This window comes from Janthinobacterium sp. Mn2066, assembly GCF_049319705.1.
GTDB lineage: Bacteria > Pseudomonadota > Gammaproteobacteria > Burkholderiales > Burkholderiaceae_D > Janthinobacterium.
Map to the genome: position 1 here is coordinate 523961 of NZ_JBMOUF010000001.1, position 16116 is coordinate 540076.

General features: G+C 63.5%; 17 protein-coding genes and 2 tRNA genes. 8 read left to right on the forward strand and 11 right to left on the reverse strand.

Annotated features, from left to right (window positions below; translation table 11 throughout):
- The first annotated feature begins 153 nt into the window (after positions 1-153).
- Positions 154-3465, forward strand: a complete 3312-nt coding sequence (locus ACL9RI_RS02255) for a S41 family peptidase (RefSeq protein WP_422724965.1) — start codon at positions 154-156, stop codon at positions 3463-3465.
- Between the two features lie 89 nt (positions 3466-3554).
- Here ACL9RI_RS02255 and ACL9RI_RS02260 read toward each other — a convergent pair whose 3' ends face one another.
- The 3 genes from ACL9RI_RS02260 to ACL9RI_RS02270 are packed head-to-tail and all read right to left on the reverse strand — an operon-like array spanning position 3555 to position 5622.
- Complete coding sequence (locus ACL9RI_RS02260) at positions 3555-4277, reverse strand: arginyltransferase (protein WP_422724966.1); 723 nt, start codon at positions 4275-4277, stop codon at positions 3555-3557.
- Between the two features lie 45 nt (positions 4278-4322).
- Complete coding sequence (aat, locus tag ACL9RI_RS02265) at positions 4323-5039, reverse strand: leucyl/phenylalanyl-tRNA--protein transferase (RefSeq protein WP_422724967.1); 717 nt, start codon at positions 5037-5039, stop codon at positions 4323-4325.
- 10 nt (positions 5040-5049) lie between these two features.
- Complete coding sequence (locus ACL9RI_RS02270; protein WP_422724968.1) at positions 5050-5622, reverse strand: NUDIX hydrolase; 573 nt, start codon at positions 5620-5622, stop codon at positions 5050-5052.
- A gap of 230 nt (positions 5623-5852) precedes the next feature.
- On the opposite strand from ACL9RI_RS02270, the gene ACL9RI_RS02275 reads away from it, so the two are divergent.
- A tRNA-Met gene (locus ACL9RI_RS02275) sits at positions 5853-5929 on the forward strand.
- A 160-nt stretch (positions 5930-6089) separates the two neighbouring features.
- A tRNA-Met gene (locus ACL9RI_RS02280) sits at positions 6090-6166 on the forward strand.
- 57 nt (positions 6167-6223) lie between these two features.
- Here ACL9RI_RS02280 and ACL9RI_RS02285 read toward each other — a convergent pair.
- Positions 6224-7015, reverse strand: coding sequence for a helix-turn-helix transcriptional regulator (locus tag ACL9RI_RS02285; protein WP_422724969.1), 792 nt, complete (start codon positions 7013-7015; stop codon positions 6224-6226).
- 98 nt (positions 7016-7113) lie between these two features.
- On the opposite strand from ACL9RI_RS02285, the gene ACL9RI_RS02290 reads away from it, so the two are divergent.
- Together ACL9RI_RS02290 and mug are read left to right on the forward strand one after the other, a co-directional pair.
- Positions 7114-8286: an MFS transporter gene (locus ACL9RI_RS02290; protein WP_422724970.1), complete on the forward strand. Its 1173-nt coding sequence runs from the start codon at positions 7114-7116 to the stop codon at positions 8284-8286.
- 47 nt (positions 8287-8333) lie between these two features.
- Positions 8334-8855 (forward strand): G/U mismatch-specific DNA glycosylase, encoded by a 522-nt coding sequence (gene mug, locus ACL9RI_RS02295; protein WP_422724971.1) that lies wholly within the window; start codon positions 8334-8336, stop codon positions 8853-8855.
- On the opposite strand, the gene ACL9RI_RS02300 is transcribed toward mug, so the two are convergent.
- Entirely contained in the window at positions 8852-9754 is a 903-nt protein-coding gene (locus ACL9RI_RS02300) for a LysR family transcriptional regulator (RefSeq protein WP_422724972.1), read from the reverse strand. The genes mug and ACL9RI_RS02300 overlap by 4 nt on opposite strands.
- A 138-nt stretch (positions 9755-9892) precedes the next feature.
- On the opposite strand from ACL9RI_RS02300, the gene ACL9RI_RS02305 reads away from it, so the two are divergent.
- Entirely contained in the window at positions 9893-11137 is a 1245-nt protein-coding gene (locus tag ACL9RI_RS02305) for an MFS transporter (protein ID WP_422724973.1), read from the forward strand.
- The gene (locus ACL9RI_RS02310) at positions 11134-11361 is read left to right on the forward strand and encodes a DUF2783 domain-containing protein (RefSeq protein ID WP_422724974.1); all 228 of its coding nucleotides are present in this window, start codon (positions 11134-11136) and stop codon (positions 11359-11361) included. The genes ACL9RI_RS02305 and ACL9RI_RS02310 overlap by 4 nt, the downstream gene beginning before the upstream one ends.
- Positions 11362-11370: 9 nt before the next feature.
- On the opposite strand, the gene ACL9RI_RS02315 is transcribed toward ACL9RI_RS02310, so the two are convergent.
- Genes ACL9RI_RS02315 through ACL9RI_RS02330 form a run of 4 tightly spaced genes read right to left on the reverse strand, consistent with a single transcriptional unit; the run spans position 11371 to position 14043 of the window.
- Entirely contained in the window at positions 11371-12168 is a 798-nt protein-coding gene (locus tag ACL9RI_RS02315) for an anti-sigma factor family protein (RefSeq protein ID WP_422724975.1), read from the reverse strand.
- Positions 12165-12680, reverse strand: coding sequence for an RNA polymerase sigma factor (locus ACL9RI_RS02320; protein ID WP_422724976.1), 516 nt, complete (start codon positions 12678-12680; stop codon positions 12165-12167). The genes ACL9RI_RS02315 and ACL9RI_RS02320 overlap by 4 nt, the downstream gene beginning before the upstream one ends.
- An 18-nt stretch (positions 12681-12698) precedes the next feature.
- Positions 12699-13067, reverse strand: coding sequence for a hypothetical protein (locus ACL9RI_RS02325; protein ID WP_422724977.1), 369 nt, complete (start codon positions 13065-13067; stop codon positions 12699-12701).
- Between the two features lie 58 nt (positions 13068-13125).
- Positions 13126-14043, reverse strand: coding sequence for a DNA-3-methyladenine glycosylase family protein (locus ACL9RI_RS02330; RefSeq protein WP_422724978.1), 918 nt, complete (start codon positions 14041-14043; stop codon positions 13126-13128).
- Positions 14044-14176: 133 nt separating this feature from the next.
- Here ACL9RI_RS02330 and ACL9RI_RS02335 point away from each other — a divergent pair, with 133 nt between their 5' ends.
- Positions 14177-14317, forward strand: coding sequence for a hypothetical protein (locus tag ACL9RI_RS02335; protein ID WP_422724979.1), 141 nt, complete (start codon positions 14177-14179; stop codon positions 14315-14317).
- 114 nt (positions 14318-14431) lie between these two features.
- Here ACL9RI_RS02335 and ACL9RI_RS02340 read toward each other — a convergent pair whose 3' ends face one another.
- Both ACL9RI_RS02340 and dut read right to left on the reverse strand, forming a co-directional pair.
- On the reverse strand, positions 14432-15529 hold the full coding sequence (locus ACL9RI_RS02340) for a M48 family metalloprotease (RefSeq protein ID WP_422724980.1): 1098 nt from the start codon (positions 15527-15529) through the stop codon (positions 14432-14434).
- Positions 15530-15665: 136 nt separating this feature from the next.
- Entirely contained in the window at positions 15666-16115 is a 450-nt protein-coding gene (gene dut / locus ACL9RI_RS02345) for a dUTP diphosphatase (protein ID WP_183675616.1), read from the reverse strand.
- Position 16116: the final 1 nt, after the last annotated feature.

Below are 16116 nucleotides of genomic sequence, written 5' to 3' on the forward strand. Positions count from 1 at the left end.
CCTGGCGGAACGGGCGGCGCGCGGTGTAATTCCCGGTATTTTACCGTGTTAAACAGGCGCTTCCCTGTATAGTTGTCGTTTCCTCTATGCAATTTGAGGGAAAAAGGTCTTTGTCGTTTCCGTGGTTTACCCAACTAGAAAGCGAGACATAGCTTGAAAAAGAAGCACATCCTCACTGCCATCGCCGCTGCCAGCGCCTTGCTGCTCAGCCACCCTGCCTTGGCCCTGCCCAACACCAGCGATACCCGCATGCTGAGCGAGCCGGCCGTCTCCAGCCGCCATATCGCCTTTATCTATGCGGGCGACCTGTGGCTGTCCAATCTCGATGGCGGCGGCGCGCAGCGCCTGACCTCGGACCTGGGCGAAAAATCGAACCCCGTGTTTTCGCCGGACGGCAGCCTGATCGCCTATAGTGCCAATATCGACGGCAATGTCGATGTGTACGTGATTGCCGCCGCCGGCGGCGTGCCGCGCCGACTCACGTATCACCCGGGCGCCGACCTGGTGCAAGCCTTCACGCCCGATGGCAAGTCGGTGATGTTTACCTCGCCGCGCGCCGCTTTCAATAACCGTTTCCAGAAGCTGTTCACGGTGCCCGTGGCCGGCGGCGTGGAAACGCAGCTGGAGATTCCCAACGCCTCGCGCGCCACCTATTCGCCCGACGGCAAGCACATCGCCTACAACCCGCTGGCGCCCGCCTTCAAGCAGTGGAAACGCTACCGCGGCGGCACCAATTCCTGGCTGTGGCTGTTTTCATCGAGCGACAAGTCGATCGAAAAAATCCCGCAGCCAGGCACGCGCTCGAACGATGTCGACCCGATGTGGCAAGGCGACAGCGTGTACTTCCGCTCCGACCGCAATGGCGAATTCAACCTGTTCGCCTACGACGTAAAAACCAAGGCGGTGCGCCAGTTGACCCAGCACACGGACTTCCCCGTGCTGAACGCCTCGGCCGCCAACGGCAAGATCATCTACGAGCAGGCCGGTTATCTGCACTCGCTCGATATCGCCAGCGGCCAGTCGCACAAGCTGACCATAGCCGTGGCCAGCGACCTGGGTTTAACCCGTCCGCGCTGGGTAAAGGGCGCCAAATATATTCGCGACGCGTCGATCTCGCCTTCGGGCGCCAGGGTCGCGTTTGAGTTCCGTGGCGAGATCGTCACCATCCCCGCCGACAAGGGCGACGTGCGCAACCTGACGCAGACGGTGGCGGCCAATGAGCGCACGCCGATCTGGTCGCCCGACGGCCGCTCGGTGGCCTATTTCTCGGACGAGTCGGGCGAATACGAGCTGCATGTGCGTTCCCAGGATGGCAAGGGCGCGGTGAAGAAGTTCAAGCTCAATGGCAGCGGTTTTTATGACAACGCCGTCTGGTCGCCCGACAGTAAAAAAATCGCGTTTGCCGACAATGGCTGGAGCATGTATGTGATCGATATCGGCACGGGCAAGCTGCAGAAGATCGCCACGGAACCGATGTACGGCGTCGACAAGAGCATGCGCGCCGCGTGGGCGCCCGATTCGCGCTGGCTGGCCTACACGCTCAACTCGCCTACCTATACGCGCAGCGCCTATATCTATTCGGTCGAGCAGAATAAATCCGTACAAGTGACCGATGGCTTGTCCGACGTGGCCGAACCGGTGTTCGACAAGAGCGGCAAATACCTGTACTTCTTCGCATCGACCAATGCAGGCCCCAGCAATAACTGGTTTTCGCTGCAAAACGCCGATAACCTCGTCACGCGCACTGTCTGGATGGCCGTGCTGCGGCGCGACTTGCCGTCTCCCTTGATCAAGGAAAGCGACGAGGAAAAAGCCGCCAGCGCCGAGCCGAAAAAGGACGTGGCGAAAGCGGACACGGAAGCGAAGAATGAGCCGAAAATCGATCCGAAGACGGGCCGCGACGACCCGAAAGTCACGGTCGCCCCGGTAGCGCCGATCAGCATCGATTTCGATGGCATCGCCACCCGCATCATCGACTTGCCGATGCCGGCCGCGCAGTTTTCCAGCCTGGAGGCAGGCGCCGCCGGGCAGATATTCTTCATGCGCGAGAACGATGGCAAGAAGGCGATCCAGCGTTTCGACCTGAAGGAACGCAAGGCCGAAACGGTGGTGGCCGAAGCCGACAATTTTGAGGTGTCGGCCGACGGCAAGAAGCTGTTGTACCGCCAGAAGGAAAACTGGGCCATGGGGTCAAGCACCGGCAAGCTGCTGGCGCCCGGAGAAGGCAAGATCAAGGTGGACGCCATCGAAGTCAAGGTCGATCCGCGCGCCGAATGGACGCAGATCTTCAATGAAGTGTGGCGCATCAACCGCGATTATTTCTATGATCCGGGCATGCATGGCGTGGACTGGAAAGCCATGCGCGACAAGTACGCGGCCTTCTTGCCCGAACTGTCCAGCCGCGCCGACCTGAACCGCCTGATCCAGTGGATGTGCAGCGAACTGGCGGTCGGCCATCACCGCGGTGGCGGTGGCGATGATTTTGTCGAGACCAAGAAAGTGCCGGGCGGCTTGCTGGGCGCCGACTATGAAGTCAGCGAGGGCCACTACCGCTTCAAGAAAGTGTATGGCGGCTTGAACTGGAACCCCACCTTGCGCGCGCCGCTGACGGAGCCTGGCCTGAACGTGAAGGCGGGCGAATACCTGCTGGCCGTCGACAGCCGTCCGTTGACGCCGCCGACCAACCTGTACAGCGCGTTTGAAAACACGGCCGGCAAGGCGATCGACATTACCGTCGGGCCCAACGCCGACGGCAAGGGCGCGCGCACCATCACCGTGGTGCCCGTGCCGGCCGAGGATGCCTTGCGCAACCGCGACTGGATCGAGGGCAATATGCGCAAGGTGAATGCGGCCACGGGCGGCAAGGTGGCGTATGTGTATGTGCCGAACACCACGGGCCTGGGCCACACCTACTTCAAGCGCTATTTCTTCCCGCAGGCGGACAAGCAGGCCATCATCATCGACGAGCGCTTCAACGGCGGCGGCAGCGTGGCCGATTACTATATCGAGATCCTGCAGAAGAAGGAAATCGCCTGGTGGGCCATGCGTTATGGGGCTGACATGAAGACGCCGTCAGCCTCGATCCAGGGCCCGCGCGCCATGCTGATCGACGAGACGGCCGGTTCGGGCGGCGACCTGCTGCCGTGGATGTTCCGTCAAAACAAAATGGGTCCGCTGATCGGCAAGGCGACCTGGGGCGGCCTGGTCGGCGTGCTGGGCTTCCCCGTGCTGATGGATGGCGGCTTTATTACGGCGCCGAACCTGGCCTTCTGGACCCGCGATGGCGGCTGGGGCGTGGAAAACGAAGGCGTGCCGCCCGATATCGAAGTCGAGCAAACGCCGGCCGACGTGATTGCGGGCCGCGATCCGCAGCTGGAAAAGGCGATTGAGGTGATCCAGGCCGAGCTGGCGAAAAATCCCCCGGTGCGGCCGGTGCGTCCGGCGTATCCGGACAAGAGCAAGTAGGAGGTATTCGGCATAATGCCGGGGTCAGACCCTCGCGATTGTTAGCTCAGAGCTTGGCGCTAACGCTCGTGGGGGTCTGACCCCAGTTTTTACAGCACCACCCACTCCCCCTTGATACGCGCTTCGAGCGGCTTGAAGTTGATTTTATAGGCCATCTTCGGGCTTTGTTCTATCCAGTAGCCCAGGTAGATATACGGCAGGCCCAGTTCCTGCGCCTGGGCGATTTGCCACAGCACGTTGTAGGTGCCGTACGAGGCGCCGGCTACGTCCGGGTCGAAGAAGGTGTAGACGGATGACAGGCCATCGGCCAGCACGTCGATGATGCTGACCATGCGCAGGGTGCCGTCGGGGTCGCGAAACTCCACCAGGCGCGTGTTGACCCGGCTTTGCAGCAGGAATTGCGCATACTGGTCGCGGCTGTCCTGGTCCATGCCCCCGCCTGCGTGGCGCGTGCTCTGGTAGCGCAAATACAGTTCGTAGTGCTCGTCGAGGAAGGACAAAGTGGTCACGCCCGCCTGCAGGCTGGCGTGCCGCTGCCAGGCGCGGCGCTGGTTGCGGTTGGGGGTGAAATCGGCATTGACCACGCGCACCGGGATGCAGGCCTGGCAGCCGTCGCAATACGGGCGATAGGTAAAAATGCCGCTGCGGCGAAAGCCGTTGCGCACCAGTTCCGAATACACATCGCTGTTGATCAGGTGCGAGGGCGTGGCCACCTGCGAGCGCGCCTGGCGGTCGTCCAGGTAGCTGCAGGGGTAGGGCGCCGTCGTGTAGAACTGCAGGGTGGCAAACGGTAGTTCGTTCAGGTGCGTCATGTCGATCCCATATGAAGCATCGATGTTGGTACAACGATAGCATAGCTACGCCGGCGTTGCTGCGAGCCAGTCGGTGATTTGCGCTTCTTCAATGGCCGTGCGCACATGCGCCAGGAAGCGGGTGCGTGAAATCGGCGCCGCGCCCAGCGAGGCCAGGTGCCGCGTCTCCTGCTGGCAGTCGATCATGGCCACGCCGCGCGCCTTTAAAAATGCCACCAGGTGGGCCAGCGCGATCTTCGAACCGTCCGTCACGCGGGCGAACATCGATTCGCCATAAAACATGCGGCCGATCGAGACGCCATAGGCGCCGCCCACCAGTTCGCCGTCCAGCCACAGTTCCGAGGAATGCGCGTAGCCCTGCCGGTGCAAGCCCGTGTAGCCGGCGATGATGTCGTCGGAAATCCAGGTGCCGGGGCCATCCTTGCGCGGCGCCGCGCAGGCGCGCATCACGGCCTCGAAATCGCCGTCGAAACGCAGTTGCCAGCGCCCGTCGGTGGCGGCGCTGCGCTCGACCTTGCGGAGGGTCTTGCGCAGGCTGTCGGAGACTTTGAAGTTTTCCGTCATCAGCACCATGCGCGGATCGGTGCTCCACCACAGTATGGGCTGGCCTTCGGAAAACCAGGGGAAGATGCCGTGCCGGTAGGCGTCGAGCAGGCGCGCGGGCGACAGGTCGGCGCCGGCCGCCAGCAAGCCGGGCGCTTCACCGGTCAGCGCGCGCGAGACATCGGGAAACGGCGTATGGGTATCGAGCCAGGGGATCATTGCGCCCGCTTCACTCTGGATGCGCCATGGGCCGGTTGATATCGCCCGTGTGGAAGCCGTAGCTGCCGCCTTCGCGGATCTTGGCGCGATCGGCAAAGAACAGTTCCAGGGTGGCGCGGATGGTGGGGAAGGCCAGCTCGTCCCACGGGATCTGCGCTTCGGTGAATAGCTGCACTTCCAGGCTTTCGATGCCGGGCGCGAAATCGAGGTCGCGCAGGCGCGCCAGGTAAAACAAATGTACCTGATGCACGCGCTGCACGTTCAGCAGTGAAAACAGTTTACCCAGTTCGATATTGGCGCCCGCTTCTTCCACCGTTTCGCGCTGTGCCGCGTCGGACGTGGTCTCGTCGTTTTCCATGAAGCCGGCCGGCAGGGTCCAGTAGCCATAGCGCGGCTCGATGGCCCGCTTGCACAGCAGTACCTGCAACTGGCCATCGTGCTCCCACACGGGAATCGAACCGACCACCATTTTCGGGTTCTGGTAATGGATGGCGCCGCAATTGACGCACACATGGCGCTGCCGGTTATCGCCTTCCGGAATGGCAAGGCTGACGGGATGGGCGCATTCGGAACAGAATTTCATGGGCAGGCTGGTCGTAAGGATGGCATTAAGGATGGCATTAAGTACGGCGATAGTGTAACGCCTACTGTACACCGATTGCCCACAGCGTGGCGTGATGCGCGGAGGCAATTGTCGGCAGGTTCTGCTGCAGATCATTGATTAGATTGTCTATTGGATTGGTCTATTACAGCTGATTTTGAGATAGCCATTGCCTAATCCACCAGTTCGCACCTATAATAGCGGCATACAGACGCGGGGTGGAGCAGTCTGGCAGCTCGTCGGGCTCATAACCCGAAGGTCACAGGTTCAAATCCTGTCCCCGCAACCAGAATTCGAAAGCCGCTGATACTTGCAAAAGATCAGCGGCTTTTTCTATTCTCCAGAAAACCTGTCAGCTTTGTCCTGCCTTTTTTTACGGCAGAGTCACAATCATGCCCCCACGCACACTTAGCCATTACATGATGTAAGAAACTAGGCTATAATTCGCCTGCGGGGTGGAGCAGTCTGGCAGCTCGTCGGGCTCATAACCCGAAGGTCACAGGTTCAAATCCTGTCCCCGCAACCAATTCGAAACCGCTGATTTCTCGCAAGAGGGTCAGCGGTTTTTTCTTGTGCGTCGTTTCTATTCTTCCAGCTGCCGCGCATACACCACCAGCCGCAAGTGGCGGTCGGCATCGATGGTCAGCGAGGTGTGCTCGAATGTCACGGCGGCACCGTCGAGCGACAGCTGGCGCAAGCCGCTGCAGGGCGCGTGCACTTCGTGCTGGCGCCACCAGCGCTTGAATTCGGGCGAGACTTTTTCCAGTTCTTCCACCAGCGCGTGGATATCGGCTTCTTGCGTGGCGCGCGCATAGTCGCGCCGGAAGCTCGACAGCATGCGTGGCGCCTGCTTTTCCCAGTCCGCATAGCGCTCGCGTAGCTGCGGATCGGTAAATAACAGCCACAGCAGGTTGCGCCGCTCTGGCGCATGGCTGCCAAAGCCGAACAGGGTATCGGCGGCGTCATTAAAAACCAGCACATCCCAGCGCAGGTTCAGCACATAGGCGGCGTGGGGTACCAGGTCGTGCATCAGCCGGCGCACCAGCGGCGGCACCACGCAAAAGGTCTTGCCCGTTTCGGCCGGTGGGCGCGCGTGGGCCAGCAGGAACAGGTGGCGGCGCTCGCCCGCATCGAGCCGCAGCACGCGGGATAGATTATCGAGAAAGGCGCTGGAGACGCCGATATCGCGCCCTTGTTCCAGCCAGGTGTACCAGGTCAGGCCGACCCCGGCCAGGGCGGCCACTTCTTCGCGCCGCAAGCCTGGCGTGCGGCGCCGTCCGCCGCTGGGCAAGCCGGCTTCTTCGGGCGACAGGCGGGCGCGCCGCGATTGCAGATAGGCGGCCAGTTCGTGGCGCGTGCGTTCCAGGGTGCGCATCAGTCTTATCCTGTTGCTATCAGTAATAGCATAAAGTGTTAAATTGTAATGGTGTAGATTGTATTCCAAAATGGCTGCTTTCCTCTTCGAAAGCTGTCATGTCACCCAATACGCTTGCGCCCACCGCGTCCCAGGCTTCCCGCTTGCCTGCGGCCGTCTACCTGATTGCTCTCGGTGCGTTTGCCCTGGGCATGGCCTCGTATGTGACGGCCGGCCTGTTGCCGCTGATCGCCCCGGCCTTCCATGTATCGGTGGCGGGCGCCGCGCAACTGGTCACGGCGTTTACGCTGGCGTATGGGCTCGGCTCGCCCGTGCTGGTGGCCGTGCTGCCGGCGCGGCGCCAGCGTTGGGGCTTGCTGGGGGCGCTGATGCTATTTACCGTCGCGAATGGGGCCAGTGCCCTGGCCAGCGATTTCAGCTGGCTGCTGGTCTGGCGTGCTGTGGCCGGCATCGGCGCGGGCGTGTATCTGGCAACGGGCATCGCCGCGGCAGCTGCCGTATGCGGGTCGGGGCAGCAGGGCAAGAGCATCGCCGTCATCATGGGCGGCATGGCCAGCGGCACGGTATTGGGCGTGCCTTTGAGCTTGTTGCTGGCAGAACGGCTGGGCTGGTCCGCTGCTTTGTGGCTGGTCGCCGCCCTGGGGCTGGCGACCTTGATCGGGCTGGCTTACCGCTTGCCCGCCTTGCCGGCGGCGCAAGAGGTGTCGCTGCGCCGCAAGCTGGCCTTGTTGCGCGATAGACGGGTACTCGTCATTTTGCTGGTCTCGCTGCTGGCGGCGATTGCCAGCCTGGGCATGTACACCTTTCTCGCGCCGTTGCTGGCTGGCCGTCCCATCGCGCCTTTCCTGTGGGCCTGGGGCATAGGCGGTGTGCTGGGCAGTTTCCTGGTGGGGCCGCTGGCCGATAAAATCCGTGGACCTTTGCTGACCTTGCTCATCTTGCTTTTGCTGTCGCTGGCGCTGCTGGCCCTGCCGCTGGCTGCGTACTGGGGCGCGTGGTGGGCCGTGCTGCCGATTCTGCTGTGGGGGGCGGTGGGCTGGGCCTTGCAAGTGCCGCAGAACCAGCAATTGCTGCAGGCGCGGACTGCGCAGGGCGATGGCAACCTGGCCGTTGCCCTCAATGAATCGGCGCTGTACCTGGGTAGCGCCATCGCGGCCGCGGCCGGTGGTGTACTGTTGCTGCTGGACTGGCCCGCCTGGACCCTGGCCGTCGGTGCCGCCGTAGTGGCGGCTTTGGCGGCCGTATTGCAGCTGACACGGCAGCTTGATTAGTTTTGGGGCGGCCCACATACTGAGCTTTTTGTATTGGGAACCCAGCTATGCCGCACATTACAGAACCAGCAGGATTGCCCGACATCCTGGGCCCTGGCTTGCATGTCGTTTTTTGCGGCTTGAATCCGGGTGCCGATGCGGCCGCCGCTGGCCATCATTTCCTGGGGCGGGGCAACCGCTTTTGGCCGGTGCTGCACCTGGCCGGCTTTACGCCGCATCAACTGGCGCCGCAAGACGACCATACGGTGCTCGATTTTGGCCTGGGTTTGACGGCGGCGGTAGGGCGTCCGACTACGCGGGCCGATCAGGTGGCGAAGGATGAATTTACGCAGGCGGCAGACGCTTTGCTGCAAAAACTGGCGCAGTATCAGCCGCAATGGATCGCTTTTCTGGGCAAGGCTGCTTATGCCGCGATGACGGGCAAGCGCCAGCTGGCGTGGGGTGAACAGCCTGAACGCTTCGGCGGCGCGCGCGTGTGGATCTTGCCGAATCCCAGCGGCCTCAATCGCGGCTACAGCAAGGAGCAACTGGTGGACGCCTATGCGGAACTGAGGCGCGCACTCGGCTAACGTACATTCAGCTGACGCGCACGCAGGCGCGGCGTGGCGAAATCGAGAAAAGCCCGCAATTTCAAGGGCAGCGGCGCCTGCCCCTTGTGCATCAGGCTGACGGGCAAGGGCTCGGATTCGTAGTCTTCCAGTACGACCTGCAGCGTGCCGTCGCGCAGGCTGTTCATCACCTGATAGGACAGCACCCGTATCAATCCCACGCCCAGCGTCGCGGCGGCAATCGCCGCATCGACCGTGTTGACGGACAGCCGTGCATGCACGGGCACGGACAGCGGTGATTTGGCCGTGTCGAACACCCATGCGCGCCGCGATTCCAGCACCTCGAAACTGATGCAGTCGTGTCTCGCCAAATCGGCTGGCGTGACGGGTGTGCCATGCTTTGCCAGATAGGCGGGACTGGCGCAAATCACGCGCCGCACCGCGCCCACGCGCGTGGCCATGAAGCTGCTGTCAGGCAGCTCGCCGATGCGTACCGCCACGTCGATGGGTTCCTCCATCAGATGCATGACCCGGTCCGTCAACACCAGCTTGAGCTCGATTTCCGGATATTGTGCAAGAAACTCGGCCACTACGGGCACGATGTGCAGCCGGCCGAAAACGACCGGCGCCGTCACCGTCAGTTCGCCCTTGGGCGTGGCATATTCGCCGGTCGCCGTGCGCTCGGCCTCGCTGATGTCTGCGAGGATGCGCCGGCAGGTGGCGACATAGGAACTGCCCGCTTCCGTCAGCACCAGCTTGCGCGTGGTCCGGTGCAGCAGCCGTGTTTTCAAATGGGTTTCCAGCGCCGCCACCTTGCGGCTGACGGTGGCCAGCGGCATGTCGAGCTGGCGGGCCGCCGCTGACAGGCTGCCCGCGTCGACCACTGCCAGCAAAATAGCCATGGCTTCCAGCCTGTCCATGTATTTCCTCTCATATTATGGAAGAATGATTCCCGATATTATGGGATTCTCTTTATGGGTGCAAGTACGTAAGCTGGTGTTTCTTCGCTGCGGCATGCTGCCGCCGTGTGAAACCAGTCACCCTGAAAGGAGAGCGCCATGCGCGCCGAACCCGTTCTTCAGCCTACTCTTCAGCTTGATCCCCAGCTTGATCCCAGCAATTCTTCGTCCGCGCCGCGCGGCAAGATCCTGATGATGGCCGTCATCGCTGGCGCCGTCATCACCAATATTTATTGCACCCAGCCCATTTTGCCCTTGATACAGTCCGGCCTGGGCGTGGACCTGGCGGCCGTCGACCTGGTCGCCGGCGCCGCCTTGCTGGGATTTGCCACCGGTCTGGCCTTGCTGCTGCCGCTGGGCGACCGCTACGACCGGCGCAAGCTGGTGCTGGGACAAATTGCGCTGGCCTGTGTGTTTGCGCTGGCGGCCTGCATGGCGCCGGGCATCTGGGCGCTGATTGCGGCCTCGTTCGGCCTCGGTATCGTCAGCTGCGTGCCGCAGCAGATGGTGCCGTTCGCGGCCCTGATGTCGCCGCCCGGCGAGCGCGGGCGTTCCGTCGGCACCGTAGTCAGCGGCATCATGGTCGGCATTTTATTGGGCCGCACGGTGGCTGGCGTGGTGGGCGAGGCGTTTGGCTGGCGCGCCGTGTATGGCATGGAAGCGGCCTTCATGATCCCTGTCTGGATCGCGGCGGCGGCTTTGTTGCCGAAGGGAAAGCCTACCACGACGCTGTCCTATGGCCGCCTGCTGGCATCCTTGTGGCCACTGGCCCGCGACCACCAGCCGCTGCGCGAATCGATGATGGTGCAATCCTTGCTCTGGGCCTGTTTCAATGCCTTCTGGGTCAACCTGGCCGCCTTGCTGGCGCATGGCGCCTGGCACCTGGGCAGCGCCTGGGCCGGTGGTTTCGGCATTATCGGCGCAGCCGGCGCACTGGCCGCCACCCTGGGGGGCAGGGCGGCCGACAAGAGCGGATCGCGCAAGGTCATCGGCGCCAGTATCGGCATCGTGAGCTTGTCCTATCTGCTGCTGGCCGGCGCCGGGTCTTCGCTGGTCCTGCTGGTTATTGGCGTGATCGTGCTCGATATTGGCGTGCAGTCCGGGCTGGTCTCGAACCAGACCCGCGCGTTTGCCGTCGATCCGGCAGCGCAGGGCCGCATCAACAGCCTGTACATGACGGCCACCTTTCTCGGCGGCGCGGTGGGCGTGGCGGCCAGCGGCTGGCTGATGGCGCGCTATGGCTGGAGCGGCGTGGCCGTCTTTGGTCTAGTATTGGGACTGGCGGCTGGTCTGATTCACTGCCTGGGCAGCCCTGTGACGATGAACAATCAGGAGCGCACATGAATACGCAATTGAGCACGCAATTGAACCTCAAGCAGAACCTCGATAATTTCGAGGATTATTATGCGATGCTGGACGACTCGCACCACGGCCTCGATGAGCGCCAGGGCAAGATGCTGAACGCCGAGCTGGTGCTGCTGCTGGCGAACCATATCGGCGACCTGGCCGTGTTGCGGCAGGCGTTTGCGCTGGCGCGCGTCAATGTCGAAAGGGCGCTGCCAGGCTGAATGGCGGGATCAGCGCGGCGCTTCCAGCTGGGCATACACGGCGTCGGCGATCTTGCCCAGCTCCTGTTTCGGCAGGCTGGCCGAGAGGGCGTAGCCGAGCTGCCCGTCGATCCAGTAAAACACGCTGAGCTGCTGCTCCTGGGTGTAGCGGAAGGCCGTTTCCTGCCTGCCGGCCCGCTCTTTTGCCACATACAGGGTCAGGCGCTTGCCGCTGCCGTCCTGGTACATGAACTGGGCCACCGGGCCGTCGCCGTCGCCGGGCAGCAGGCGCCCGCCGATCAGCTGGTAGCCGAGCGGCAACAGGGTAGGCGGCTGCAGCCTGGTGCCCAGGCGTTTCGACAGCCATTGCACCAGGTGCGCCTCCTGTTCCGCGCCCACTTCCACCGGGTGCCGCACTTCGGGCGTGTAGACGGCGTGGGCGATGGCTGCGCTGCGCGCCAGGGCGATCGGGCTGGCGCCGCTCTGCGCGCGGTTGTCGCCACTATCGCGCAGCAGCCAGCCACCGGCGCCGCCGGCCAGCACCAGCAGCACGGCGGCTGCGGCCTGCATGGCGTGCCGATGCCAGCCGCGGTTGGCCGCTGGCGTGGACGGGGCGCTAGCCTGCAGCAGCGCCGCTGGGACAGGTTCATCGTGCACGGGGGCGTACAGCGCCCGCAATTGCCGGTTTTGCTCGCGCCAGGCTGCCACCCTGGCGGCATCCTCGGGATGGTCGCGCAGGTGGGCTTCGAGTGCGGCGCGCTGCGCTTCGGGCAGCAGGCCATCGGCCAGGGCGTGCAAGTGTGCTTCGCTGATGGCTTGCGGATTCATTTCACGACTTTCAGGGTGGGGGCGCCGCTGGCGGGACGGCCATCGAGCAGCGCGCGCAGCTTGTCCCGTCCGCGCGACAGGCGCGACATGACGGTGCCGACCGGGATGCCCAGGGTGGCCGCGACCTGCTCGTACGGCATCTGCTCCAGCGCCACGAGCAGGATCACTTCGCGCTGGCCCAGCGGCAAACGGGCCAGCGCCGCATCCATTTCGCCGATGGCGATGGACTGGCCCGGCGCGCGCTCCTCGGCCGGCAGGAGCGCGTCATCGTCGAGTTCCTGCAGCGCCAGTCCGGGCCGGCGCAGCTGGTCCACATGCAGGTTATGCATGATGGAAAACAGCCACGGCCGCATGGCGCCGTCGCGCTGCCATTGTTCCAGCTTGCGCCAGGCCCGCTCCACGGTATCCTGCACCAGGTCGTCCGCATGCAGGCTGCCCACCAGCGCTCGCGCATAGCGGCGCAGGCCCGGCAGGCAGGCTTGCAGCTGGCGGCTGTCGTCGAACGCGCTCATCGCGGCAGCAGCCGGTGCTTATGGTTTGACGGCGTGCCAGACGTTCTTGAAATTGTCGCCCGCCGCGTCGCCCGGCTTCTTGTCTTCCTTGTACAGGTACAGCGGTTTGCCCTTGTACGTCAGCTGCTTGGCGCCGTTGTCTTCGCGCTGGATGGTGCCATACGGTGCGGCAGGCATCTCTTCGGTGGCGATGACGGCGGGCCAGAGCGTCAGGCAGCCGCCGCTGCAGGCACTCTTGCCGCTGCCGGCGACATCCTTGTCGAACACATACACGGTCATGCCGCTGGCGTTGACCAGCATGCCGTTGGCGGGCATCACGTCGGCGGCAAAGGCCAGCGGGGCCGACAGGACGGCAGCGAGGGTGGTGGCGAAAATGGTAAAGCGCATGGTGGTCTCCTTCAAGGTTGATGGGGCTTGCAAGGGATAGACGCGCGGTGCGGCCGGTTTATTCCCGCTGCGGCGGACTATTTTTTTCAGCCGCGTGCAGGCTGGCCCACAGGTGGGCCGCCAGCATGGTGCGATGGGGGCGGTACTGGCGCAGCCACTGCTCGGTGCGGACCATGTCCGGCTTGACCTCTTCGCCCAGCAGCTTTTGCAGCGCGGCGCGGATGGCCACGTCGCCATGCAGCGAACAGTCGGCATAACCATAACCGCGCAAGAGGGCGTAATTGACGGTCCACGGGCCGATGCCCTTGACGGCCAGCAGCGCCTGCGAGATGGCGTCCACCTCGCCGGAGGCAGGCAGTTCCAGCGATAGCTGGCCGCCATCGACCAGCTGCGCCAGGCGCAGCACGGTTTCGGCCTTGGCGCGCGAAAATTTGCGGCTGGTCAGATCGTCGATGTGCAGCTGCGCCACGTCGGCCGCCTCGGGGTAGCACCACAGGCCGCTGCTGTGGCGACGCCCGCCTTGTTCGATAAAAGTGCGGCGCAAGGCGATGGCGAAGGACAGATTGATTTGCTGGCCGATGATGGCCCAGGTCAGCGCTTCGAAGGGGCTGGCCGACTGCACGATGCGCAGGCCAGGGTTACGCAGCACCAAAGGCGCCAGCAAGACATCGCTGGCTGCCAGCCGGGCGAACGGCGCGGGATCGATGCGCAGGCCCAGCATATTGAGCAGGGCGCCGTGCAGCTGCTCGCGCAGGCCGGGCGCTTCATCGCCATCGATCTCGGCGCGGCAGATGGCTTGCGTATCGTCAAATGCCACCTCGAGCAGCACGGCCGGGCCACCCTGCACGATGCCCTTGCGCAGTCCCGTGGGCGTGATCTGTTCAGCCACGGCTTGGGTATCGCGGGCGTGGAAGGCGAGTACATCCTCGCGGCGGTAGCCGGCGGGCAGGGGGATGGTCCAGTGCAGCAGTGTCATGGTGGGCAAAAAATCAGGAAGGGTAGCAGGGCCAGCGATGCGAGTGCATCTCGTTTCTTGTTATTTATGCCTGCTTGCTGGCGCTGCAAGATATTATCGTTATACTGGCCATTCCACCAGCTGCGGAGGCCCCATGTCCGACGAACAAAACACGCAAACCGATGGCATCCCCAAGTTTGGCAAGCTGCTGATCGTCCTGTTCCTGGCCGTGGTCTTTTGCGGCGCCCTGACCTGGATTATGGGCACCTACTTCCCAGATTTCCCCAGTGCCTGACCAAACCTACTGCGCGTTGGAAGAGGTAGCCTACGATGCTCACTGTACTAAAGTACAGTTCCGCTTCTCGGCCACCTCTTCCTTCCGCTCGCGACGGTTTTTTCAGGCACTGTCTTAAGGCTTCAAGGGTTTCTTCGCCGCCTGCTTGGCCTTGACATCGGCCACCGCCTTGTTGATGGCGGCCAGGCGCGCGCTGGTGGCGGGGTGCAGGGCCGTGTAGCCGTTGGCCACGCTGGCCGGCGTTTGCGTGGACAGGCGTTGCCAGAAGCTGGCGGCGTTGTCGATGTTGTAGCCGGCGCGCGCCAGCAGATAGATGGCCAGGGTGTCGGCCTGCGCGTCGAGGTCGGGCGGCATGGCCTTGATGCCGGCGGCGCCCGTCAGCATCGAGGTGTCGGGCTGTACCGCGCCCAGGCTGTCGATGATGCTGCCAGCCGTGCCCGCGGAGCGCTGCGCGCGCGCATGGTCGAGGATATTGTGGGCCATTTCACGGGCGATCACGAAGCCGATGTTTTCATCATTCTGGGCGGCGGTGATCATGCCGCGCGTGAGCAGGATGCGCGCGCCGTCCGAATACGCATTGACGTTGTCGGCATTGCCCAGCGCGACGCGGAAGGCGCAGGCGCGGGTGACGGGAATGGCCAGTTGCTGCTGTTCGCCCTGGCGGGCGATAGTCATGTTCAGGCTGGCGCTTTTGGACGCCAGCGGCCCCACGATGGCGCCGAACGGGCCTTCCGCTTTGGGGCCCGTGGGCAGCGGTTTGCCTTCGGCCGCGATCAGGGCGTCGCCCTTGCGCAAGCCGGCGCGGGCCGCGCCACTGCCGGGCAGCACGCCCGACACCTGCATTTGTTCGCCATAACCGAGCGCCGCCTGCGCCGCGTCGGCATATACGCCAGGGTAGGAGTATTTATTCTGGGCCGTGAAGCCCAGCAGGTTGCGGGCGTAGGTCTTGCACAGGTCTGCATTGTTGATCAGCAGGGGCGCCGAGACTTTCGACAAGCGGTCTTGCAAGGCCACCATCTTCACCAGTTCCTGCTGCGCCGCCTTTTGCTCTGCCGTGTACGCTGGCGCATCGGGCGCCGGCACCACGTTGAACGGGCCGTTCACTTGCGGCCCCGGTGTGCTGCAACCGGCGAGGAAAACGGCTGCGGTCAACGGAAGGGCTAATTGACGCAGCAAAGGTTGGGCTGGGATCAGATGGCGTAAGCCTGGCATAAACAGAATCCTTAGTACGCCTGTCAAAACCTACTGCGCGTCGTGATTTGCGGCCTGCGATGCTCACTGTGCATGCGCACAGCTCCGCGTCTCGGCCACAACTCCCATCCGCTCGCTACGGTTTTATCAGGCGTTGTTAATGTTTGCCGGTGCTGCCGAATCCGCCAACACCGCGTTCGCTGTCGCCGAATTCCTCGACGACGTTAAAGCCCACTTGCAGCACCGGCACGATAATCAGCTGTGCCAGGCGTTCCATGGGATTGAGCGTAAAAGCGCTCTGGCCCCGGTTCCAGGTCGAGATCATCAGCTGGCCCTGGTAATCGGAGTCGATCAAGCCTACCAGATTCCCCAGCACGATGCCGTTCTTGTGACCCATGCCGCTGCGCGGCAGGATCATGGCGGCGTAGGCCGGGTCGCCGATATGGATCGCCAGGCCGGTCGGAATCAGCACGGTCTGGCCCGCTTCGATGGTCAGCGGCGCATCGATGCAGGCGCGCAGGTCCAGCCCGGCGCTGCCTGGCGTGGCGTAGGCCGGCAACTGGTCTTTCATGCGGGCGTCGAGAATCTTGATGTCGATATTTTTCATT

Bases quoted from the DNA above. Each gene is read 5' to 3' on its own strand.
- ACL9RI_RS02335 (WP_422724979.1), top strand. From the start codon at position 14,177: ATGTCCGACGAACAAAACACGCAAACCGATGGCATCCCCAAGTTTGGC.
- ACL9RI_RS02325 (WP_422724977.1), bottom strand. From the start codon at position 13,067: ATGCGCTTTACCATTTTCGCCACCACCCTCGCTGCCGTCCTGTCGGCC.
- mug (WP_422724971.1), top strand. From the start codon at position 8,334: ATGCCGCACATTACAGAACCAGCAGGATTGCCCGACATCCTGGGCCCT.
- ACL9RI_RS02285 (WP_422724969.1), bottom strand. From the start codon at position 7,015: ATGCGCACCCTGGAACGCACGCGCCACGAACTGGCCGCCTATCTGCAA.
- ACL9RI_RS02330 (WP_422724978.1), bottom strand. From the start codon at position 14,043: ATGACACTGCTGCACTGGACCATCCCCCTGCCCGCCGGCTACCGCCGC.
- ACL9RI_RS02270 (WP_422724968.1), bottom strand. From the start codon at position 5,622: ATGAAATTCTGTTCCGAATGCGCCCATCCCGTCAGCCTTGCCATTCCG.
- aat (WP_422724967.1), bottom strand. From the start codon at position 5,039: ATGATCCCCTGGCTCGATACCCATACGCCGTTTCCCGATGTCTCGCGC.
- dut (WP_183675616.1), bottom strand. From the start codon at position 16,115: ATGAAAAATATCGACATCAAGATTCTCGACGCCCGCATGAAAGACCAG.
- ACL9RI_RS02310 (WP_422724974.1), top strand. From the start codon at position 11,134: ATGAATACGCAATTGAGCACGCAATTGAACCTCAAGCAGAACCTCGAT.
- ACL9RI_RS02300 (WP_422724972.1), bottom strand. From the start codon at position 9,754: ATGGACAGGCTGGAAGCCATGGCTATTTTGCTGGCAGTGGTCGACGCG.
- ACL9RI_RS02340 (WP_422724980.1), bottom strand. From the start codon at position 15,529: ATGCCAGGCTTACGCCATCTGATCCCAGCCCAACCTTTGCTGCGTCAA.
- ACL9RI_RS02320 (WP_422724976.1), bottom strand. From the start codon at position 12,680: ATGAGCGCGTTCGACGACAGCCGCCAGCTGCAAGCCTGCCTGCCGGGC.
- ACL9RI_RS02260 (WP_422724966.1), bottom strand. From the start codon at position 4,277: ATGACGCACCTGAACGAACTACCGTTTGCCACCCTGCAGTTCTACACG.
- ACL9RI_RS02305 (WP_422724973.1), top strand. From the start codon at position 9,893: ATGCGCGCCGAACCCGTTCTTCAGCCTACTCTTCAGCTTGATCCCCAG.
- ACL9RI_RS02315 (WP_422724975.1), bottom strand. From the start codon at position 12,168: ATGAATCCGCAAGCCATCAGCGAAGCACACTTGCACGCCCTGGCCGAT.
- ACL9RI_RS02290 (WP_422724970.1), top strand. From the start codon at position 7,114: ATGTCACCCAATACGCTTGCGCCCACCGCGTCCCAGGCTTCCCGCTTG.